The organism is Acinetobacter sp. YH12151, from assembly GCF_013418355.1.
GTDB classification, from domain to species: domain Bacteria; phylum Pseudomonadota; class Gammaproteobacteria; order Pseudomonadales; family Moraxellaceae; genus Acinetobacter; species Acinetobacter pseudolwoffii.
On sequence record NZ_VPCG01000019.1, the window covers coordinates 30,941 to 54,022 of the forward strand.

The 23,082-nt window shown below is 44.6% G+C and carries 18 protein-coding genes and 5 tRNA genes; 2 read left to right on the forward strand and 21 right to left on the reverse strand.

Annotated features, from left to right (window positions below; all coding sequences use genetic code 11):
- Window positions 1-169: 169 nt before the first annotated feature.
- From htpG to FTU82_RS08825, 5 genes are all read right to left on the reverse strand, one after another.
- Window positions 170-2,089: a molecular chaperone HtpG gene (gene htpG / locus FTU82_RS08805; protein WP_180101266.1), complete on the reverse strand. Its 1,920-nt coding sequence runs from the start codon at window positions 2,087-2,089 to the stop codon at window positions 170-172.
- Window positions 2,090-2,247: 158 nt separating this feature from the next.
- Window positions 2,248-2,592 (reverse strand): lysozyme inhibitor LprI family protein, encoded by a 345-nt coding sequence (locus FTU82_RS08810; protein ID WP_100355507.1) that lies wholly within the window; start codon window positions 2,590-2,592, stop codon window positions 2,248-2,250.
- Window positions 2,593-2,778: 186 nt separating this feature from the next.
- Entirely contained in the window at window positions 2,779-3,387 is a 609-nt protein-coding gene (locus FTU82_RS08815) for an OmpW family protein (protein WP_180101267.1), read from the reverse strand.
- 331 nt (window positions 3,388-3,718) lie between these two features.
- Window positions 3,719-5,083 (reverse strand): Na+/H+ antiporter family protein, encoded by a 1,365-nt coding sequence (locus tag FTU82_RS08820; protein WP_005173021.1) that lies wholly within the window; start codon window positions 5,081-5,083, stop codon window positions 3,719-3,721.
- 100 nt (window positions 5,084-5,183) lie between these two features.
- Window positions 5,184-6,059: an alpha/beta fold hydrolase gene (locus FTU82_RS08825; RefSeq protein WP_100355509.1), complete on the reverse strand. Its 876-nt coding sequence runs from the start codon at window positions 6,057-6,059 to the stop codon at window positions 5,184-5,186.
- A 117-nt stretch (window positions 6,060-6,176) separates the two neighbouring features.
- Between FTU82_RS08825 and FTU82_RS08830 the strand changes: the two genes are divergently transcribed.
- Window positions 6,177-6,671 (forward strand): DUF4442 domain-containing protein, encoded by a 495-nt coding sequence (locus tag FTU82_RS08830; RefSeq protein WP_205668332.1) that lies wholly within the window; start codon window positions 6,177-6,179, stop codon window positions 6,669-6,671.
- A 57-nt stretch (window positions 6,672-6,728) separates the two neighbouring features.
- Here the strand turns inward: FTU82_RS08830 and FTU82_RS08835 are convergent, their stop codons facing one another.
- The 3 genes from FTU82_RS08835 to rpoB form a co-directional block, all read right to left on the reverse strand.
- Window positions 6,729-7,094: a hypothetical protein gene (locus FTU82_RS08835; RefSeq protein ID WP_005095281.1), complete on the reverse strand. Its 366-nt coding sequence runs from the start codon at window positions 7,092-7,094 to the stop codon at window positions 6,729-6,731.
- A 211-nt stretch (window positions 7,095-7,305) separates the two neighbouring features.
- Complete coding sequence (gene rpoC / locus FTU82_RS08840; RefSeq protein ID WP_005173031.1) at window positions 7,306-11,496, reverse strand: DNA-directed RNA polymerase subunit beta'; 4,191 nt, start codon at window positions 11,494-11,496, stop codon at window positions 7,306-7,308.
- 181 nt (window positions 11,497-11,677) lie between these two features.
- The gene (rpoB, locus tag FTU82_RS08845) at window positions 11,678-15,766 is read right to left on the reverse strand and encodes a DNA-directed RNA polymerase subunit beta (RefSeq protein WP_100357923.1); all 4,089 of its coding nucleotides are present in this window, start codon (window positions 15,764-15,766) and stop codon (window positions 11,678-11,680) included.
- On the opposite strand from rpoB, the gene FTU82_RS08850 reads away from it, so the two are divergent.
- The gene (locus FTU82_RS08850; RefSeq protein WP_034608820.1) at window positions 15,760-16,011 is read left to right on the forward strand and encodes a hypothetical protein; all 252 of its coding nucleotides are present in this window, start codon (window positions 15,760-15,762) and stop codon (window positions 16,009-16,011) included. The genes rpoB and FTU82_RS08850 overlap by 7 nt on opposite strands.
- A 63-nt stretch (window positions 16,012-16,074) precedes the next feature.
- On the opposite strand, the gene rplL is transcribed toward FTU82_RS08850, so the two are convergent.
- The 13 genes from rplL to trpE all read right to left on the reverse strand — a co-directional run bounded on the left by rplL (window position 16,075) and on the right by trpE (window position 23,079).
- Window positions 16,075-16,440: a 50S ribosomal protein L7/L12 gene (gene rplL, locus FTU82_RS08855; RefSeq protein WP_005095274.1), complete on the reverse strand. Its 366-nt coding sequence runs from the start codon at window positions 16,438-16,440 to the stop codon at window positions 16,075-16,077.
- A 48-nt stretch (window positions 16,441-16,488) separates the two neighbouring features.
- Window positions 16,489-16,995, reverse strand: coding sequence for a 50S ribosomal protein L10 (rplJ, locus tag FTU82_RS08860; protein ID WP_005095272.1), 507 nt, complete (start codon window positions 16,993-16,995; stop codon window positions 16,489-16,491).
- A 300-nt stretch (window positions 16,996-17,295) separates the two neighbouring features.
- Window positions 17,296-17,991, reverse strand: a complete 696-nt coding sequence (rplA, locus tag FTU82_RS08865) for a 50S ribosomal protein L1 (RefSeq protein WP_005095271.1) — start codon at window positions 17,989-17,991, stop codon at window positions 17,296-17,298.
- A 3-nt stretch (window positions 17,992-17,994) separates the two neighbouring features.
- Window positions 17,995-18,423: a 50S ribosomal protein L11 gene (gene rplK, locus FTU82_RS08870; RefSeq protein WP_004278614.1), complete on the reverse strand. Its 429-nt coding sequence runs from the start codon at window positions 18,421-18,423 to the stop codon at window positions 17,995-17,997.
- A 119-nt stretch (window positions 18,424-18,542) separates the two neighbouring features.
- Window positions 18,543-19,076, reverse strand: a complete 534-nt coding sequence (gene nusG, locus FTU82_RS08875; protein WP_004278615.1) for a transcription termination/antitermination protein NusG — start codon at window positions 19,074-19,076, stop codon at window positions 18,543-18,545.
- A gap of 7 nt (window positions 19,077-19,083) precedes the next feature.
- Complete coding sequence (gene secE, locus FTU82_RS08880; RefSeq protein WP_005095267.1) at window positions 19,084-19,524, reverse strand: preprotein translocase subunit SecE; 441 nt, start codon at window positions 19,522-19,524, stop codon at window positions 19,084-19,086.
- A 74-nt stretch (window positions 19,525-19,598) separates the two neighbouring features.
- Window positions 19,599-19,674: transfer RNA gene (locus FTU82_RS08885), tRNA-Trp, on the reverse strand.
- Window positions 19,675-19,726: 52 nt separating this feature from the next.
- Complete coding sequence (gene tuf / locus FTU82_RS08890; protein ID WP_005095265.1) at window positions 19,727-20,917, reverse strand: elongation factor Tu; 1,191 nt, start codon at window positions 20,915-20,917, stop codon at window positions 19,727-19,729.
- A gap of 150 nt (window positions 20,918-21,067) precedes the next feature.
- A tRNA-Thr gene (locus FTU82_RS08895) sits at window positions 21,068-21,142 on the reverse strand.
- Window positions 21,143-21,159: 17 nt separating this feature from the next.
- Window positions 21,160-21,235, reverse strand: a tRNA-Gly gene (locus FTU82_RS08900).
- Between the two features lie 38 nt (window positions 21,236-21,273).
- Window positions 21,274-21,357: transfer RNA gene (locus tag FTU82_RS08905), tRNA-Tyr, on the reverse strand.
- A 54-nt stretch (window positions 21,358-21,411) separates the two neighbouring features.
- A tRNA-Thr gene (locus FTU82_RS08910) sits at window positions 21,412-21,487 on the reverse strand.
- 98 nt (window positions 21,488-21,585) lie between these two features.
- Window positions 21,586-23,079: an anthranilate synthase component I gene (gene trpE, locus FTU82_RS08915; protein WP_100354883.1), complete on the reverse strand. Its 1,494-nt coding sequence runs from the start codon at window positions 23,077-23,079 to the stop codon at window positions 21,586-21,588.
- Window positions 23,080-23,082 lie beyond the last annotated feature (3 nt).

Sequence of the window (23,082 nt, forward strand, 5' to 3'; positions counted from 1 at the left end):
CAATCATTTTTAAATCTTACGGTGCAATACACCTCATGCCTCAAACAGTTGCGGATGACTTTTCTATCTATCAGATATAATCATGAATTTGAAAAAGAAAATGCCAGTCAATTCCTTAACTGACTGGCATTACTCCGTAGAGGGATTTTTTAGCTTAGAGCATCATGTATTAAGCAAGCAACAAGCTATTGATACGCTTCACATACTCAGCAGGATTTTCTGGTAATCCGCCTTCTGCAATCACCGCTTGATCAAAGATCACATTGGCCAGATCGTCAAACTGCGCTGAGCCATCCAGTTTTTTCACCAAAGGATGTTCCGGATTGATTTCCAGAATCGGCTTCATATCCGGTACAGGCTGACCTGCATCTTTCAGCATACGGATTAATTGTGGAGATAATTCCCCTTCTCCAGTCACCAGACAGGCCGGTGAATCGACCAGACGCGTAGTCACACGTACTTCTTTGGTCTTGTCTTTGAGTGAATCCGTCAGCTTCTCGACCACCGGTTTAAACTGGGCTGCGGCTTCCTCAAGTGCTTTTTTCTCTTCAGCATCCTGAAGATCGCCCAAATCAACTGCACCCTTAGACACGTTTTGCAACGGCGTGCCATCGAACTCATTCACAAAGTTCATCGCCCATTCATCTACGCGTTCGGTCATGAGCAGAACTTCAATGCCTTTTTTCTTGAACAGTTCTAACTGCGGTGAATTCTTTGCAGCATTCAGGCTGTCTGCAGTCACATAATAGATGGCTTTCTGACCGTCTTTCATGCGTGCTTTATAGTCTGCCAATGAAGTGCTGACTTCATCATTGTTCGAGGTTGCATAACGCAGCAGTTTCAAAATACGTTCACGGTTGGCAAAATCTTCGCCTAGGCCTTCTTTCAAGACTGAAGCAAATTCCTGATGGAAAGTCTTGAATTTTTCCTGATCTTTTTCATCTTCAGATTTGGCCAGATGATCCAGAATCGTCAGGATACGGCGGGCATTCCCGTCACGAATGGTTTTCACATCGCGGCTTTCTTGCAGTAACTCACGGCTGACGTTCAGTGGTAAATCGGCACTGTCTACCACGCCTTGTACAAAGCGCAGGTAATTCGGAATCAGATTATCCGCATCATCCATAATAAAGACACGTTTCACATACAGCTTGATACCGGCTTTTGATTCACGGGTGAAAATGTCATGTGGGGCTTTGCTTGGAATATACAATAACTGGGTATATTCAGTACTGCCTTCCACCCGGTTATGCGCCCAGGCCAATGGCGCCGTGAAATCATGGCTTAAGTTTTTGTAGAACTCGACATATTGTTCTTCAGTAATTTCAGACTTGCTCCGTGTCCAGAGTGCGCTGGCCGAGTTAATCGCTTCCCACTCATCAGTCTTGACATACTGGCCACCTTTCGATGTTTCACCTTCAGCCGCTTCTTCCTCCTGCCAGACTTCTTTTTGCATCTGGATTGGCAGGCTGATGTGGTCTGAATATTTATTGATAATCTGCTTCACTTTATAGCTTTGCAAATAATCCAGCGCATCGTCACGCAGATGCAGAATAATATCGGTACCACGGCCTTGTTTCGTGATCTGCTCAACTTCGAACTCACCGGTTCCGCCACTAATCCAGCGTACGCCTTCAGAGACATCTGTACCGGCACGACGCGATTCTACCGTAATCTTGTCAGCCACAATAAAACCAGAATAGAAACCGACACCAAACTGGCCAATCAATTGAGCATCGGCTTTTTGATCACCGGTCAGTTTAGACATAAAGTCTTTGGTGCCCGATTTGGCAATGGTGCCTAAATTATCAATAGCTTCCTGTTCGCTTAGACCAATTCCGTTATCTGAAATGGTAATGGTCTTATTCTCTGCATCAAGGCTGACACGAACGCGTAAATCCGGATCATTTTCATAAAATTCGGGATGATTGATCCCTTCAAAACGCAATTTGTCACAAGCATCCGAGGCATTCGAAATCAGTTCGCGCAGAAAAATTTCAGGGTTTGAATAAAGCGAATGGGTCACGAGATGTAGTAACTGAGCCACTTCAGCCTGGAAACTATGTTTTTGTGCGTTAGACTCTCTCATTAATCACTCCTTTTATTTTAAATACAGGTCAATACTGTTGCCTATATGAATGGAGTGAGTTCCTCAATTTTCAATAGTCAGGGGTATATTTTTTCTCAAGATATTTTTGAGCGCTTGATCTGGCAGGGTTTTGGTCTTGGCAAGACTGATTGCCAGACTTAATAAGGCCCAAGCTTATAAATGCGCTGAAACTGCAAGTCCAGCTGCTGTTGCCGCATATTATAGACCTGGCTCAGGCAAGAGACCGATTCCTGACACTGGTCACGAAACTGCAGCCATTTGACCTGATCGCGCTGAATGACTGAACGTGTCCCCATCGGCACCATACGGCGTAAGATATGATAGCTGGTACTCATTTTGACATCGGCATCATTGAGCAGGCGATGCTCACAAATGGCTTTTTCGGTCACGGTTTCAGCTTTCTGACAATCAAAACTTGCGGCATAGGCAGGTGCGACCAATAGGCCGCAGAAGATCACAATACTCTTCATTAAAAATCTCATGCTGATCTTCCTTATTATTCAATTATTAAGTCGTATTCAATTAATATTTACTTTATTCGTTTTAATATATTTGAACATTGCCAATCTGCTCAATTTCAATAGGTTATAAATCGTTGTTATTTTGAAAAAAAAAGCCTCATGTGAAATGAGGCCTTTGGAAAATCAATCCAGAAATATGAAAGCTTATTAGAATTTGTAGCTATAACCGAGTGTATAAACCATAGGGTCAATATCAAGATCAAATTTTACAGGAGTATTTTCTACTTGTACTTCTGGACTGATCTGTGCGTAACGTGCATCAAAGAATACACCCCAGTTTTTAGCATCTGCTGGCTGATAGTTAAAGCCTACCTGACCTGCAAAGCCAAAATCTTCTTTCACTTTCACATCGGCTTCTTCTAAAGGACCAGTGGTTTTTTCATCCCAAGCAATAAATGCTGTACCACCTACACCAATATATGGGGTAAAGCGAGTTGCATTTTTAAAGTGATATTTTGCGGTAATTGTTGGTGGGAGATGTTTAATTTTTACCGCATTCACCCCAGCAGCTTGCACATCATGGCTAATTGGAGTAGCAAGAAGTAATTCAGCAGAAATATTATCATTAAAGAAATACTCAACCGATGGTGTAAATGCGAACTCATTATCAGCTTCTACTTTGATTCCGCCTAAATCTGCTACTGAAGTTGATTCTGTCGGTGCAACAACTGAACCACCTACTTTCACTTGCCATTGACCAGCCATCGCCGATGCAGAAAGACCCATTAATGCAATTAGAGCAACTTTTTTTAACATTTTAAAATACCCCACTGGAAGATTATTTATTAAGAATTTAAATATTAATTTAATGATAAACGTGGAGGGATTTAACATGCAATAGAGATTATAAAACTAAATTATAAATATTATTTAAGTTATTGTTTTCATATATTATTTATTTTAAATATACTAAATTGGTTGGTTTTAATACCAACTAATCTAATCAGATTTAAATAAGGTTATTTAAAGAAATAAACTCATTTTTATATTTAAAACCATTAAAACATGTATTTTAAATATATATTATAAAGTCATTTAAAATACCCCTTGAGTGAATTTAATATTCACTCAAGTCCGTATAATTAAATTACAGCACCATCGCCGCGATCCAGCCAAAAATCATCAGCGGGATATTAAAATGAATGAAGGTTGGAACCACACTATCCTTCATATGGTCATGCTGACCATCCATATTCAGACCGGATGTTGGGCCTAGAGTTGAATCTGACGCTGGAGAGCCGGCATCGCCTAAAGCCGCCGCAGTCCCGATAATGGCAATGGTCGCAGCCGGGCTGAAACCAAACTGGATACACAGCGGAACATAAATAATCGCCAGAATGGGAATAGTCGAGAAAGACGAACCAATGCCCAATGTGATCAGCAAACCAATCAACAGCATCAGAAATGCGGCCAGTGCCTGACTATTACCAATCCAGTTTACTGATGCTTCAACCAAGGTTGGTACCTGATTAGTCGCTTCAATCACCGCGGCAAAGCCTTGTGCCGCAATCATGATAAAGCCAACTAGCGCCATCATGCGCATACCGGTAATGATCACATCATCCGCTTCTTTCCATTTAAAGATCCCGGCACAACTCAGGATTGCGACACCGACCAGACCGGCCAGAATCATCGAGTCTGAATAAAGCTGTACCGCCAATGTGGCAATAACTGCAAGGCCGGCCATCCAGATGGTAAATTTGGCAATCTGCGGTTTAACCTGCTCAGCCACACCCAATTCAGCGGAAATACTTTGCTGTTCCTGGACATGAATATCTTGATATTGACGTGGTTTGCGATAGCTAATAAAGATCGCCACCAATAAGCCCACAAACATACCGAATACTGGAATTGCCATCGCAGATGGAATCTGGTCATAGCTAATTTCAAATCCATATGGCTTACCAAAAGTATTGATGTTATGACCCAGAATGTCATTCAGGAAGATGGCACCAAAACCGACCGGAATCAGCATATAGGTGCCTACCAGACCAAAGGTCAGCAAACAGGCAATCAAACGACGGTCGAGCTTTAAATGGTTAAATACAGTCAATAATGGTGGAATCAGGACTGGAATAAAGGCGATATGTACCGGAATCACGTTCTGGGAAAATACCGCAGCAATGGCTACTGTAAAAAAGATCAGATATTTCACCCGGTTTTGTGCTTTAAAATCAGCCTCACCTTTTAAGGTGTTGATCATTTTATACGCCAACAAATCCGGCAAACCTGAACGTGCCAACGCCAAAGCAAATGCACCTAAAATACCGTAAGCCAAGGCAATTTTGGCACCGCCGCCCAAGCCATTGTTAAACGCGTCCAAGGTTCCCTGAAGGCCAAGACCTGCCAGTAAACCACCCGTAACAGCACCAATGACCAGGGCAAAAACCACAGGTACACGTGCCAATGAGAGTCCGAACATGACTCCAATAGCAGCAAGAATTGCGAACATAATGAATCGGAATAGAGAGAAAGCGGCTATTTTATCAGAAAATTCGGATAAAAATTCCGCCACTTTTCCTTTCAGCAGTCATGTTCAGTGCTGAGGCTGATTAGACGACTTCAGCAGATTGACGCTGAATAAAGTGATCAATTAATTGAGCCACTTGTTCTGGCTGGCTCAGAATTGCCCAGTGATTGGCGTCCAGTTCCACTTTAGAGAAATTATCGACCCATTTTGCCATCTCATCGACCAGATCAGGCCCGACAAACTGGTCATATTTCAGTACAATCGCTTGTACCGGACAGATGGCAAAGCGCTGCCGTGGTCGGGCCAAACGCGGTAAAAAATTGGCCCGATACAGGTTTACCCCATACTTGCCATCTTTGACGATCTTCGGGTTCAGCGGCAGATCGTCCCGTCTTTCTAATTGCCGGACAATCTTGGCCCAGCGCTGCGGATTAAAAAAATTCCAGGCCAAGGGGGCTAGTAAAGGCAACTGAAATACCGCGATATACCAGGACTTGCTCATTTGCTTTAAAAATTTTGCTTTGTCTTGATTGAACTGCTCGCGCATCCAGAAAGCAGCATGATCCAGACAAGGGCCAGACAGCGTGCTATAAGACAGAATTCGGCCTTTGAATCTTAAATCTGTGACAGATTCCCAAGACTGAATTGAACCCCAGTCATGCGCTGCCAGATGAAAACCACGATTCGGCAATACCTTGCTCACTACCTCTTCCAGATCCTGACTTAAGCGTGCCAAGCGGTAATCCGAGATTTTTTGAGGAATACTTGACTCACCTGCGCCGCGCACATCGTAGCTCACAACAAAATAATCCTGACTCAAATAAGCAATGACTGGCTCCCAAACCGCTTGATGATCGGGGTAGCCATGAACCAGTACCAATGCCGGCCGTGTGGGCTGTCCGTAAGTTTTAACGCAAAGACGCTGCTGATCCGTGGTATCGACCCATTGCATTTCCATGTTTTGATCCTGTTGTTGTTATTGACCGCATAGTTTATAAATCGGAATAATTTATCAATGCCAGCGCATTTTTGTTGCTCTAGTATGCATAACTACACAAGAAAAAAGAATGTCAGCATGAGCCTATTCCAGAAAATTCAAAAACTGCCTTTGGTTTCAAAATTTATTCTGAACCGCTATGCCCCCTATCGTGGTGCAGGCATCGAAATTGATAAAATTGATTTTAATCATTATCACATTCGGGTCAAAATGCCACTGACCCGTAAAAACCAGAATATTGTCGGCGTCCATTTTGGTGGCAGCTTATATTCAATGGTCGATCCATTTTATATGCTCTTACTGATGCATCATTTAGGGCCGAAATATATCGTCTGGGATAAGGGCGCGAGTATCCAGTTTTTAGCACCGGGTCGCGGCACCGTCTTTGCTGATGTGCGCATCTCTGCTGAAGAAGTCAGTACTATTATTGACCTGGCTGCTGACTATGCACCGGTATATCGCCATTACCAGCTCAATATCTATGATGAGGCTGGCGTTCGAATTGCCGAAGTACAAAAAACGGTTTATATCCGGCGCAAACAAAGCAAAGGAAAAATTCAAAAAACTGGATAAGGTAAAAGCGCCACATGGGCGCTTTTAGATCTGAATCGATTTAAAGTCAGTGCAGACTTAACGACGGCGGTTATCCTGTTCGATCGCAGCACCTGCGCCACCACCGATTGCACCACCAATCGCAGCACCAGCATTCCCACCGAATATGCTTTTACCTACAGCTGAGCCTACAGCACCGCCGACACCACTATAGGTTGCATTACGGTTTGAGCCACCTTGGGACTTACTTCCTACGGCTGCGCCTGCACCACCACCGACTGCAGAACCAAGACCACCCCCGACACTATTACCCACACCACCACCGACTGCACCACCTAAAGCGGCAGCACCGATACGCTGCTCATTGGCAGACATACTTTCACAACCTGCCAGCATAAAGGTGGAGAGAGTTGCAACTGCCATCACACCCATTAATTTTTTCATGACTTTGGCCTTCCTTTTCATACTTTAATTTAGCTTATCTTCATTTTATAAAACTAAAACATGGAGCGTGTTACTTCTCTCGGTATTCCTGCTGAGTTTTGTAAGTATCAATGGATTATTCCGCTGTTTAGCCTTTAATTAGCTTTTAATTTTTATGTATTTAAGACAAAAAAGACGCCCGAAGGCGTCTCTTTTTTAGCTTTAACTTGAATTAGAATTCTTCGTTAAATGCTTGACTTAAAGCTTGATCAACATCAGAGAAGTCATTGTGCAGTTCAAATTCTGCAGCTTCTGCTTCTTGACGACGACGCTCGAGATGGTAAGCCAAACCTGTACCCGCTGGGATCAGACGACCTACAACCACGTTTTCTTTCAGACCGCGTAAGTCATCTTCTTTACCTGTTACAGCCGCTTCAGTTAACACACGTGTGGTTTCCTGGAACGATGCAGCAGAGATGAACGAGTCAGTCGAAAGTGACGCTTTGGTAATACCCATCAACAGACGTTCAAACTTCGCAGGGAACTTGTTTTGTGCAAGAACTGCTTGGTTTTCTTGTACAACACGGATGTAATCCACTTGTTCGCCTTTGATGAAGCTGGTATCGCCACCATCAGTGATATCCACTTTACGCAGCATTTGACGTACGATGACTTCAATGTGCTTGTCGTTGATTTTTACACCTTGCAGACGGTATACGTCCTGAACTTCGTTCACGATGTAGTTGGTCAACGCCACTTCACCTTTCAGACGTAAAATGTCATGCGGGTTCTGTGGGCCATCAGAAATGGTTTCACCACGGTTCACATGTTCGCCTTCGAACACGTTAATGGTACGCCATTTCGGAATCAGCTCTTCGTAAATCTCAGAGCCATCATCCGGTGTAATCACCAGACGGTTCTTACCTTTGGTTTCTTTACCGAAGCTCACAACACCCGATACTTCTGCAAGGATTGCATGCTCTTTCGGCTTACGTGCTTCGAACAAGTCAGCTACACGCGGTAGACCACCGGTAATATCACGGGTACGTGAAGATTCTTGTGGTACACGACCAATAACGTCACCGACACCAATCGTTTCGCCATCACGGACAGAAAGAATGGTGTTTTGTGGCAAGAAGTAGAACTGTTCAGTGCCTTCAACTGTGTCTAACACTACAGCAGGACGCAAATCTTTACCTGACGCAGGACGTGAAGTCACTGGCAAGATTTCGATGGTTGACATACCTGTTGCATCATCAGTTTTCGAAGTCACGGTCACGCCATCAGCGATCTGGCTGAAACGCACTTTACCTGCAACTTCTGTTACCAATGGATGTGTATGCGGATCCCAAGTCGCCACGATACCGCCTGCTTCTACAGCTTCGCCATCTTTTAGCAAGATAGATGCACCGTAAGGCAGTTTATAGCGCTCGCGCTCACGACCTAAATCATCCGCAATACCGATCTCACCTGAACGTGAAGTCGATACCAAGTGACCTTTGGCATGTTGTACTGTTTTCACGTTGTGGAAACGCACTGTACCCTGGTTACGAACTTGTACGCTGTTTGCAGCAGACGTTCGGCTTGCAGCACCACCCACGTGGAAGGTACGCATAGTTAACTGTGTACCTGGTTCACCAATTGATTGAGCTGCCATGACACCAACAGACTCACCCGGGTTCACCTGATGACCACGCGCCAAGTCACGGCCGTAACATTTCGCACATACACCGAAAGTAGACGCACAGTTTACAACCGAACGTACTTTAATTTCGTCGACACCTTGGCTTTCGATAAACGTCGCCAGTTTCTCGTCAATTAAAGTATTACGTGGAAGCAGAACTTCGTCTGTACCGACACGTTTCACATCTTCAGCAACCACACGACCCAATACTCGTGCACCCAAGTTCTCGATGACATCGCCACCTTGAATGAATGGTGTCATTACTAGACCGTCGAAGGTGCCACAATCTGGCTCGGTAATCACCAAGTCTTGCGCAACGTCTACCAGACGACGCGTCAAGTAACCAGAGTTCGCAGTTTTCAGTGCTGTATCGGCCAAACCTTTACGCGCACCGTGTGTCGAGATGAAGTACTGTAGTACAGTCAAACCTTCACGGAAGTTCGCTTTAATAGGCGTTTCAATGATCGAGCCATCCGGCTTCGCCATCAAACCACGCATACCCGCCAACTGACGAATCTGAGCTGCCGAACCACGGGCACCCGAGTCAGACATCATGTAGATCGAGTTGAATGATTTTTGCTTCTCGTCTTCACCCTGTTTGTTTTTAACAGTCGTGAAAGACAAGTTGTCCATCATCGCTTTAGCAACCTGGTCATTGGTACGCGCCCAAATATCGACCACTTTGTTATAACGTTCGCCGGCAGTTACGAAACCTTGTTCGAACTGTTGTTCGATTTCACGAACTTCAGCTTCCGCTTTACCAATAATGACTTGTTTTTGCGGTGGAATAACCATGTCTTCCATACCGACAGATACACCTGAACGCGTCGCCTGACGGAAGCCTAGGTACATCAATTGGTCAGCGAAGATAACAGTATCTTTCAGACCCAATTTACGGTAGCAAGAGTTAATTAACTTAGAGATGTTTTTCTTGGTCATCTCAACGTTAATTTGCTGGAAATCCATACCTTCAGGCACAACTTCCCAAAGTAGGCAGCGACCAGGTGTGGTATCTACAATAATGGTTTGATGTTCACGGTTGCCATCTTCATCGATGACAGTCTGGTGTACACGTGCTTTAACGCGAGCGTGTAGATCAACCTGACCTGTTGCCAGTGCACGGTTTACTTCGTGAGTATCCGCGAACACCATGCCCTCACCTTTGGCATTGATTGCATCACGCGTGATGTAATACAAGCCCAAGACAACGTCCTGAGACGGCACGATGATTGGCTCACCGTTCGCTGGAGACAAGATGTTGTTGGTCGACATCATTAACGCACGCGCTTCTAACTGCGCTTCAAGTGTTAATGGTACGTGTACCGCCATTTGGTCACCATCGAAGTCGGCGTTAAACGCAGCACACACGAGCGGGTGTAGACGGATCGCCTTACCTTCAATCAGGATCGGTTCAAATGCTTGAAGACCTAGACGGTGAAGTGTTGGCGCACGGTTCAACATCACTGGATGTTGACGGATCACGTGAGCAAGAACGTCCCAAACTTCTGGCGTCTCGCGCTCAACCATTTTCTTCGCAGCTTTAATGGTGGTTGCTTGACCAGATGCTTGTAGTTTCGCGAAAATGAATGGCTTGAACAATTCAAGTGCCATTTTCTTCGGAAGACCACATTGGTGCAAACGCAGGTTTGGACCAACGGTAATGACCGAACGCCCTGAGTAATCGACACGTTTACCCAATAAGTTCTGACGGAAACGACCTTGCTTACCTTTGATCATATCTGCCAAAGATTTAAGCGGACGCTTGTTTGAACCGGTAATTGCACGACCACGACGACCGTTGTCTAACAATGCATCGACAGACTCTTGCAACATACGTTTTTCGTTACGTACGATGATGTCTGGCGCTGCAAGGTCAAGAAGACGCTTCAAACGGTTGTTACGGTTAATCACACGACGGTAAAGATCGTTCAAGTCAGAAGTCGCGAAACGACCACCTTCAAGTGGTACCAACGGACGAAGGTCTGGTGGCAGAACTGGAAGTACAGTCAACACCATCCATTCTGGCTTGTTGTTCGAATCGTTGAATGCTTCCATCAACTTCAAACGCTTAGAGGCTTTTTTCAGCTTGGTTTCTGAAGTTGTCACAGGAATTTCTTCACGAAGACGCGCAATTTCAGCTTCAAGATCGATGTCTTTCAACAAGTCTTGAACCGCTTCAGCACCCATTTTCGCTGTGAATTCATCACCGTGTTCTTCCAACGCATTGAAGTATTCTTCATCGTTCAGAAGCTGGTATTTCTCAAATGGTGTCATACCAGGATCGGTAACCACATAAGATTCGAAATACAATACGCGTTCGATATCACGTAGCGTCATGTCTAATAATAGACCGATACGGCTCGGCAATGATTTCAAGAACCAGATGTGTGCAACTGGAGAAGCTAGCTCGATGTGACCCATACGTTCACGACGAACTTTCGCAGTTGTTACTTCAACGCCACATTTTTCACAAATGACGCCTTTGTATTTCATACGCTTGTATTTACCACACAAGCATTCGTAATCTTTTACTGGACCAAAGATTTTGGCACAGAATAAACCATCACGTTCAGGTTTGAACGTACGATAGTTAATGGTTTCTGGCTTTTTAACTTCACCGTGAGACCATGACTTAATCATTTCTGGTGACGCAAGACCAATACGGATGCGGTCAAACTCTACAGGAGCATGACCGTCTGAATCCGTCTTTTTGCGCATGATATCGAGCAAGTCTTTCAATTTTTTTCTCCGTGTGTCGAGGAGATTTTCACTTCTCGACTGGGTCACAAATATTGTTTTTTAACTGAAACTGGGAATCCCAAGAATCCCCCTAAATCCCCCTTTAAAAAAGGGGGACTTCTCCCCTCTTTATCAAAGAGGTGAGAAGCACTGCTTCGCAAGGGAGATTCAATGGAACTAATTAGTCACCATTTTTCAGTTCAATGTTGATACCTAAAGAACGGATCTCTTTGGTCAATACGTTGAACGATTCAGGCATACCCGGGTCCATATAATGGTTACCATCTACAATATTCTTGTAGATACGGGTACGGCCTTCAACGTCATCCGATTTCACAGTCAGCATTTCTTGTAGCGTATATGCTGCACCGTAAGCTTCTAGTGCCCAGACTTCCATCTCACCGAAACGCTGACCACCGAATTGTGCTTTACCACCCAGCGGCTGTTGCGTGACTAGAGAATAAGAACCAGTTGAACGCGCATGCATCTTGTCATCAACTAAGTGGTTCAGTTTCAGCATGTACATATAACCCACAGTCACTGGACGGTCGAAACGCTCACCAGTACGACCATCATATAATACTGTCTGACCAGTACTTGATAGACCTGCAAGTTGTAACAATTCTTTGATCTGACCTTCTTCAGCACCATCGAATACAGGCGTTGCCAAAGGCACACCAGCACGCAAGTTACCAGAAAGTTTCAAGATTTCATCATCAGTCAAGCTGTCAAGATCTTCTTGCTCGCCACCAACTTTGTTATAAATCTTGTCCAGGAAATCACGAAGCTCAAGTACAGTACGCTGTTCTTTCATCATCTTGTCAATTTGATCGCCAAGACCTTTCGCCGCCATACCCAAGTGAGTTTCAAGAATCTGACCCACGTTCATACGCGATGGTACGCCCAGCGGGTTCAGTACGATATCAACAGGTACACCATTGGCATCGTGTGGCATATCTTCTACCGGCAAGATGTTTGATACAACACCCTTGTTACCGTGACGACCGGCCATCTTATCACCCGGCTGGATGCGACGTTTTACCGCAAGATAAACTTTAACTACTTTCAATACGCCAGTGGTCAGTTCATCGCCTGTAGAAAGTTTGCGTTTTTTCTCAGCAAATTTCTCGTCAATTTCGAAGCTCTTCTCTTTCAAGAACACTTGAATTTGCGTTAGACGTTCAGCAATTGCTTCATCAACTGGTTGAATTTCAAGAAGATCAACAAGCTCTAAACCAGACAACACGTCTTCAGACAGTTTGTCGCCACGTTTAGTGGTACCGCCACCATTCGACTCTTGACCGTTCAACAAACGAATTACACGTTCACGTGCTGCTTCTTCAAAGATCTTGAACTCTTCTTTCAAGTCTTTACGGTAAGCATCAAGCTGAGCTTTTTCAATTGCTTGAGCACGTTCGTCTTTTTCAAGACCATCACGTGTAAACACTTGAACATCAATCACAGTACCTTTGGTACCAGATGGAACGCGTAAAGATGAATCTTTAACGTCAGCTGCTTTTTCACCGAAGATTGCACGAAGCAATTTTTCTTCCGGCGTTAGCTGCGTTTCACCTTTAGGCGTCACTTTACCAACAAGAATATCACCTGCTGTTACTTCAGCACCGATGTAAACAATACCTGATTCATCAAGTTTAGAAAGCGCTGCTTCACCCACATTCGGGATATCGGCCGTGATTTCTTCAGCACCAAGCTTAGTATCACGTGCGACACATGACAATTCCTGGATATGAATCGAGGTTAAACGGTCTTCTTGAAGTACACGCTCTGAAAGTAAGATCGAGTCTTCGTAGTTGTAACCGTTCCAGGTCATGAATGCGACGCGCATGTTTTGACCAAGCGCTAGCTCACCGCCATCAGTCGATGGACCATCAGCTAATACGTCACCACGACCCACTTTATCACCCAGGTTCACCAGAACTTTCTGGTTGATACAGGTGTTTTGGTTTGAACGGGTGTATTTGATCAGGTTATAGATATCTACACCTGCCTCACCTGCGATCATCTCTTCTTCGTTCACACGAATGACTACACGAGATGCATCAACAAACTCGATACGACCACCACGCTGAGCGATCACACATACACCAGAGTCATGTGCTACGTTCGCTTCCATACCCGTACCTACGAGTGGTTTGTCAGCGATTAACGTAGGAACAGCCTGACGTTGCATGTTTGAACCCATCAATGCACGGTTGGCATCATCGTGTTCAAGGAACGGAATCAGTGACGCAGCCACAGATACAACCTGCTGAGCAGATACATCCATATGCGTTACTTTTTCCGGCGGCATGCGTACGAAGTCACCTTGGTGACGTACAGATACAACTTCTTCTAATAAATTACCATCAGCATCTACTGCAGAATCGGCCTGTGCAATCACAGTACCCACTTCTTCAATCGCAGACAGGTATTCAATGTCCATGGTTACACGGCCATCAACTACTTTACGGTAAGGCGTTTCCAGGAAACCGAAGTTGTTCGCTTTAGCATATACAGAAAGCGAGTTGATCAAACCAATATTTGGACCTTCCGGCGTTTCAATTGGACATACACGACCGTAATGCGTTTGATGTACGTCACGCACTTCAAAGCCTGCACGTTCACGCGTCAAACCACCGGGACCAAGTGCTGATACACGACGCTTGTGCGTGATTTCAGACAACGGGTTGTTTTGATCCATGAACTGAGACAACTGGCTTGAACCAAAGAATTCTTTGATTGCAGCAGCAACAGGCTTCGCATTGATTAGATCTTGCGGAGACAGGTTGTCTGTTTCAGCTTGAGATAAACGTTCTTTAACAGCACGTTCTACACGAACCAGACCGACACGGAATTGGTTTTCTGTCATTTCGCCCACAGAACGAACACGACGGTTACCCAAGTGATCGATATCGTCGACTTCACCTTTACCGTTACGGATTTCAACTAATGTTTTCAATACATCAGTGATATCTTCGTTCGAGAGAATACCTTCAACTTCACGCGACTTCTGGTCTGTACCCACTTCATAAGGACGACCTAAACGACGGTTGAACTTCATACGACCGACTGGAGACAAGTCATAACGCTCAGAAGAGAAGAACAGGTTATTGAACAGGTTCTCAGCTGCTTCTTTGGTTGGTGGCTCGCCCGGACGCATGACTTTGTAGATTTCTACTAATGCTTCTTCACGAGTGGTCGTAGTATCTGCACGTAGAGAATCTGCAACGAATGAACCACGGTCGATATCATTGGTGAACAGAACATTAAACTGCTTCACGCCGCCTTCTGCAATTTTCACCATGACTTCATGGCTCAATACGGTATTTGCAGCAATCACGTCGCCATCTTTTAATGCGATGTCTTCAGCCGTGATACGCTCATACAAATACTCATCAGGCACTGCAAGTTTTTCAAGACCTGAAGCTTCCATTTGACGTACATGACGCGCGTTAATACGTTTACCTTGTTCAACGATTGCCTTGCCATCTTTATCCAAGATGTCAAATTGTGCCATTTCGCCGCGCAGACGTTCCGGCACCAAGTCAATTTGATAGCTACCCATGTCAAGATACACAGGGACTTTCTCGTAGAACATGTTGAGAATGTTTTCGTTGCTATAACCCAGCGCACGCAGCACCACAGTCGCAAGTAATTTACGACGACGGTCAATACGTACATAGACTAGGTCTTTGGCATCGAATTCAAAATCTAACCATGAACCACGGTAAGGAATGATACGCGCTGAATAAAGGACTTTACCACTTGAGTGAGTCTTACCTTTATCGTGGTCAAAGAATACGCCTGGTGAACGGTGTAATTGAGATACGATTACACGCTCGGTACCATTAATTACAAAGGTCCCGTTATCCGTCATCAATGGCATTTCGCCCATATAGACTTCTTGTTCACGTACGTCTTTAATTGACTTCGTTTCACGATCTTTCAGGATCAAACGAATTTTTACACGCATTGGTGCTGCATAAGTTGAGCCACGAAGAATACATTCGCGTACATCAAACTCAGGCTTACCAAGACTATACTCAACAAATTCTAAAGCAGCATTGCCAGAATAACTTTCTATAGGAAAAACTGAACGAAATGCGGCTTGGAGACCGATATCTTCGCGGTTTTTTGGTGATTTGCCATCTTGTAAGAATGTTCTGTACGAGTCGACTTGAATCGCGAGCAGGTACGGAGCATCCATAACGCTAGGCAATTTACCAAAATTCTTACGGATCCGTTTCTTTTCGGTATATGAGTATGCCATCTGGAGTCCTCGGAAAGTGTAAACCAAGCCCGCCTGCAGAACGGGCTCAGAAGGAATTACGCTGGCCGATATGGCCACCACTCTTTACAAATGCTGCAATTTTTAGTGGTATTAAAACGCTTATCAATATTTTTTTACTGAAAAATATTGGTAAACGTTTGTTCATTATGTTTATTTTTAATTTGTATGATTTTTATATCATGCAAACAAAAATCGAGCCGATTATTGTAACGCAAAAAGGCTGATGACCCAAGAGCCATCAGCCAATTTTTGGAGCTGATTATAAAAAAACCGGCTCCCTTAAGCTATTACTTAAGAGTAACTGTAGCACCAGCTTCTTCAAGTTTCTTCTTAAGTTCTTCGCCTTCTTCTTTAGAAACGCCTTCTTTAAGAACTGTAGGAGCGCTTTCAACCATGTCTTTAGCTTCTTTCAAGCCAAGGCCAGTTGCTTCACGAACTGCTTTAATTACAGCAACTTTGTTTGCGCCAAAAGAAGTCAATTCAACATTGAATTCAGATTGCTCTTCAGCAGCAGCAGCAGCAGGACCAGCAGCAACAGCTACAGCAGCAGCAGAAACGTTGAATTTCTCTTCGAAAGCAGAAATAAGTTCAACAAGTTCAAGAACAGTTTTTTCAGCAACTGCGTTTAGGATTTCTTCGTTTGTTAAAGCCATGAGATTAACTCCAAATGGGTATTGAATGATGTGTGTGTAAGTTTGAGCTTAAGCAGCTTCTGACTCGTTTTTCTCTTGAAGCGCTGTAAGTAAGCGGCCCAATTTCGAAATAGGAGCTTGAAGAACGTTTGCAAGCATAGTAAGCGCTTTTTCTTGGTTCGGAAGATTCGCGATAACGCTAACTTCTTCGCCTTGATAAAGTTTGCCATCAAATGCAGCAGCTTTAAGTTCAAATGCTTTATTAGTTTTAGCGAATTCTTCGAACAAACGTGCAGCAGCACCCATGTCGTCTTCAGAAGTCGAGAAAGCTAAGATTGTTGGGCCAACAAGGTTGTCGTTCAAGATATTGAATTGAGTATCTTGAAGAGCGCGTTTAGCCAAAGTGTTACGCACGATACGTGTGTGAACACCTAGTTTACGAGCTTCAACGCGAAGAGCAGTTAATTGCTCAACAGTTAAACCTTGATAGTCAGCAACAACAGCGGCAAATGCAGTAGAAGCAACTTCAGTTACTTCAGCTACGATCTGTTTTTTGCCTTCGATAAGAAGAGCCATTGTAAAACCTCCTAACGGTGATTTATGTACTTACGCGAAGTACACTCCCAATTCGTTAATCCATCACTGGACTAACACGCGGAGGATGAACAAATCACACCACCGCGTCTACGCAGGCTGGACGATTAAGAGCGAAGCATAAAACTCCCCTCGCCCGCGGTCTTTGACGCTGATAAATTTTCATTTATCAATTCAAAGTTTGCCTAAGTTTGCAAAATACGACGGAGCGTTTCTTGCGTAAGTTTTAAAGCAGTGCTTTAAAACTTACTCAGGGCTTTAAAATTCTGTATAAGTCGAGACTTATTTAGAAACGTTTGCTACATCAACGATCAAACCAGGACCCATAGTTGAGCTCAAAGTGATCTTTTGAATGTATACGCCTTTAGAAGTCGCAGGCTTTAAACGTTTCAAGTCAGCAACGAGTGCTTCAACGTTTGAACGAACAGCTTCAGCAGTGAAACCTACTTGACCGATCGCAGCGTGGATAATACCCGCCTTGTCTACGCGGTAACGTGCTTGACCAGCTTTTGCATTTTTAACTGCAGTTGCTACGTCAGGAGTTACCGTACCCACTTTAGGGTTTGGCATTAAGCCACGTGGACCAAGGATCGTACCAAGTTTACCTACAACGCGCATTGCATCTGGAGCAGCAATTACAACGTCAAAGTCAAGGTTACCCGCTTGGATGCTTTCAGCAAGATCATCGAAACCAACAACGTCTGCGCCTTCAGCTTTAGCAGCTTCAGCAGCAGCGCCTTGAGCGAATACAGCTACACGTACAGTTTTACCCGTACCTGCAGGAAGTGTAGTCGCGCCACGAACAACTTGGTCAGATTTACGAGGATCAACACCTAGGTTTACCGCGATATCCAAAGATTCTTTGAATTTAGGAGCTGGAAGGCTCTCTAAAACTGCAACAGCTTCTTCTAGCGTGTAAACTTTGTGCGCTTCTACAGCAGCTACGATCGCTTTTTGACGTTTAGTTAATTTAGCCATGTCTTAAAGCTCCACTTCCAAGCCCATAGAACGCGCAGAACCAGCAATGGTACGTACACGTGCGTCTAAATCAGCACCAGTCAAATCTGGTTCTTTAGTAGTCGCGATTTCTTCGATTTGAGCACGAGTCAACTTACCAACTTTAGTTTTGTTAGGTACAGCTGAACCCTTCTGGATACCAGCAGCTTTCTTAAGAAGAACAGCAGCAGGTGGAGTTTTCATGATGAATGTGAACGACTTGTCGTTGTACACAGTGATCACGACTGGAATTGGTAGACCAGCTTCAACTTTTTGTGTCGCAGCATTGAATTCTTTACAGAATGCCATGATGTTCACACCACGTTGACCTAGTGCAGGACCAATCGGTGGAGATGGATTCGCTTTACCAGCTGGAACTTGCAGCTTGATATAGCCGTCAATCTTCTTAGCCATTTCAAATTACCTCTGGGTGCAAACGCCGGTGAAGGCTCCCCAATGATTTCAAGTAACGATACCGTTACAACAACAATGCCTGATTTGCACGCAAATCAGGCGTTTTCAACCCAAACCAATTAAACTGATTTTTCGACTTGACGAAATTCCAGTTCAACTTGAGTTGGACGGTTAAATACATTAATGGTCAACGTCAAACGTGACTTTTCGTACTGAACTTCTTCCACCACACCTTTAAAGTCTGTGAATGGACCGTCAACTACGAGTAATTCTTCGCCTGGTTCAAACATCGTCTTAGGACGAGGTGCTTCACCAGTATTGCGTACACGCGCAAGAATCGCATCGGCTTCTTTTTGCGTAATTGGCGCCGGTTTTTCCGCCGTACCACCAATAAAGCCTAAAACTTTCGGACATTCTTTAACAATGTGCCAAGTGTCGTCATTCATTTCCATTTCGACTAGAACATAGCCAGGAAAGAACTTGCGCTCTGATTTACGTTTCTTGCCATCCTTCATTTCTACCACTTCTTCGGTAGGAACCAGGACTTCACCAAAGCTATCGGCAACAGCGCTACGCTGGATTCGATCATTAAGCGAACGCATTACTTGTTTTTCATAACCTGAATAGGCATGAATAATGTACCAACGTTTCATAGCTCTCTTACCCGATAATAAACTTGATTAACCAGCCTAAAATATAATCGAAACACCATAAAACAATGGAGGTAATTACGACTACAACAAGAACTTGCCAAGATGTGGACACAGTCTCTTGCTTGGTAGGCCAGGTCACTCGACGGAGCTCGATTCGTGCATCTTTCAGCAGACGAATAAAGCCTTTGCCTTGATGGGTGGCGTATAATAAACCGAATGCTGCAACGATACAAGCCAAAATCACCCCAACACGCACCCAAATATCATTCGCAGGGGCCCAGTATGCTGGTAAATATTGGTTTACCATCATTGCACCAACCAATAAAATCAAGGCGATAACCCATAGAACCATGTCTAATGGAGAACCAGAACTTACATCTACTGCAGGATTATTTCTTTGAGGAATTGCCGCTTCGCCTAATGCGTCGCGTGATTTTTCATTCGACATTTTTGTACTCGTCGTAGGTTTCGCGACTTATTATATGACCAATTTTGCCGACATCAAGCGTCTTTTTCAAAACTTGGCAGGTCAGGAGGGACTCGAACCCCCAACATTCGGTTTTGGAGACCGACGCTCTACCAATTGAACTACTGACCTGCAAAATAACAAGTTGGAGCCAAAACCCCAACCCGTTTATCTTATTCTATGATTATGCAGTTACTTTAGCAACTACACCAGCACCCACTGTACGACCGCCTTCACGGATCGCAAAACGTAGACCTGGGTCCATTGCGATTGGGTGGATTAGCTCTACTGACATCTCAACGTTGTCACCAGGCATAACCATTTCCACGCCTTCTTTAAGCGCGATCGCACCAGTTACGTCCGTAGTACGGAAGTAGAACTGTGGACGGTAACCGTTAAGGAATGGAGTGTGACGACCACCTTCTTCTTTAGAAAGTACGTATACTTCCGCATCGAATTTAGTATGTGGCTTGATCGCACCTGGTTTAGTCAATACTTGACCACGTTGTACGTCTTCACGCTTAGTACCACGTAGAAGAACACCACAGTTCTCGCCTGCACGACCTTCGTCAAGCAATTTACGGAACATTTCAACGCCAGTAACTGTAGTTACTTGAGTATCACGGATACCAACGATTTCAACTGATTCGCCTACTTTAACAATACCAGTCTCTACACGGCCAGTTACTACTGTACCACGACCAGAGATTGAGAATACGTCTTCAATTGGCATAAGGAATGGAAGGTCGATTGCACGTTCTGGCTCTGGAATGTAAGAGTCAAGTGCTTCAACCAGTGCAACAACAGCGTCTTCGCCATACTGACCAGCTTCACCGTTAAGTGCAGCAAGTGCAGAACCGCGGATTACTGGAGTATCATCGCCCGGGAAGTCATAAGTAGAAAGAAGTTCACGAACTTCCATTTCAACCAGCTCAAGAAGCTCTTCGTCGTCTACAAGGTCGCATTTGTTCAAGAATACAACGATGTAAGGCACACCTACCTGACGAGAAAGCAGGATGTGTTCACGAGTCTGTGGCATAGGACCATCAGTCGCAGCACATACAAGGATCGCGCCGTCCATCTGAGCAGCACCAGTAATCATGTTTTTAACATAATCGGCGTGGCCCGGGCAGTCTACGTGAGCGTAGTGACGAGTTGGAGAATCGTATTCTACGTGTGAAGTATTAATTGTAATACCACGTGCTTTTTCTTCTGGTGCAGAGTCGATTGCAGCGTAATCACGCGCTTCGCCACCGAATTTTTTCGCACATACAGTTGCAATCGCAGCTGTTAAAGTTGTTTTACCATGGTCGACGTGACCAATTGTGCCCACGTTAACGTGTGGCTTATTACGTTCAAACTTAGCCTTAGCCATGTTAATACTCCTCGTTTACGTCGAACACAATTCTGAGTAAAACCCAGTTCCGACATGTCGTTTTAAAAAACCAAATACCAAATACTTGAAAAGCAGACTAAATAGCCTGCTTCTGGAATATTGTGCAATAAAAATTGCTAAACTGTAATCTGGAGCTCTTATCGAGATTTGAACTCGAGACCTCTCCCTTACCAAGGGAGTGCTCTACCACTGAGCTATAAGAGCAAATATTAGCACTTCAATGGAGCGGGAGACGAGGGTCGAACTCGCGACATGCAGCTTGGAAGGCTACCGCTCTACCAACTGAGCTACTCCCGCACGATGTTGGTACAAACCACTTATTGAAGTATTAAAATTGGTGGTGAGGGAAGGATTCGAACCTTCGAAACTTTCGTAGCGGAGTTACAGTCCGCCCCCTTTGACCGCTCGGGAACCTCACCATTTTACACTTACATCAGTGCTGTTCTTTACTCAACCCTTGAAACTCTCTAAGATGGTGCCGGCACACGGATTCGAACTGTGGACCTACTGATTACAAGTCAGTTGCTCTACCAACTGAGCTATGCCGGCGTTTCTTAGTGTTTCGTACGTTTCGTATCGGAACGGTGTGCAGTTTAGCAAAACTCACAAACCATGCAAGTGTTTTTTTCAAAAAAAACCCCAAAAACTCATAAAATCAAACCATTTGATGATAATTCAACCGCTTTGATCACTGCGCGAGCTTTTATTTGGGTTTCATTCCATTCAGATTCGGGATTTGAGTCGGCAACCAGCCCTGCTCCGGCCTGAACATAGACCTTATTTTCACGGATCACACAGGTACGAATCGCAATCGACATGTCCATTTCACCATGCCAGCCTAAATAACCGACAGCGCCACCAAAAATTCCACGTTTTACCGGCTCAACTTCGTCAATAATTTCCATGGCACGAATTTTTGGTGCACCTGAAAGCGTACCGGCAGGGAAAGTTGCCTTGAAAACATCCAAGGCATCGACATCGTCACGCACTTCACCCTGTACATTCGAGACAATATGCATGACATGCGAATAACGTTCGATCACCATTCGATCAGTCACTTGAACTTTACCAATTTTTGCAATGCGTCCGACGTCATTGCGCCCCAAGTCAATCAGCATGACATGTTCGGCAATTTCTTTTTCATCAGAGAGCAAGTCTTGCTCAAGGGCCAGATCTTCTTCCTTGGTTTTGCCACGTGGTCGTGTGCCTGCTAAAGGACGCACTGTGGCAATGCCATTTTCCAAACGCGATAAAATTTCTGGTGATGAACCGACAATATGGAACGGTGTATTGTTTTCCAAGGTTTGCCCTTGTACCAGAAACAGATACGGCGAAGGATTCAGATGACGTAGCGCACGATAGACCTGTAAGGGATCACCATCGAAATCTGACACCATACGATGCCCGGGCACCACCTGCATCACATCGCCAGCACGAATATATTCTTTGACCTTTTCAACCGAGGCAATAAAGTTGTCATGTCCGGTTAGAGATTCAAAATGTGGCGGACTATGTTTTTCAGCTTTCAGGCTAATCGGTGTTGCCAGAATATTTTCCAATTCATTCAATTGTTCATGTGCTTTTTCATAAGCAATCGGGTCAGCTGCATCGGCATGCACAATCAGAAATAAGGTATCTTTTAAATTGTCAAAGACAATGACGGTTTTAGACAACATCATCCAGATATCAGGCAAGCCAACCGGATCTGCTTCAGGCACATTTTTGAGTTTGGGTTCAATATAACGCACGGCATCATAACCAAAGTAGCCCACCAGACCGCCAGTGAAGCTTGGCAATGCAGGCAAGTCCTGTTGGGTCGGCACTTTAAACTGAGCCTGAAAGTCACGAATATAGTGAAAAGGATCTGCACAGTGCTGCTTTTCAATCGAGCCGTCCGCATGCTGTACCGTCAGTTCACCGGCATTACAGGAAAATACCGTAGATTCGCCCAGCCCAATAATCGAATAGCGTGCCCAGTTTTCTCCACCTTCGACAGATTCAAACAGATAAGCCTGCTGATGCTGCTTAAGACGCGCGAAAATAGAAAGTGGGGTATCCGTATCGGCCAGACGCTGACGGTACACTGGAATCAGGTTATAGCCTTGTGCAGCAAGTTGCTGGAATTGTGCTTGTGTGGTCATGCG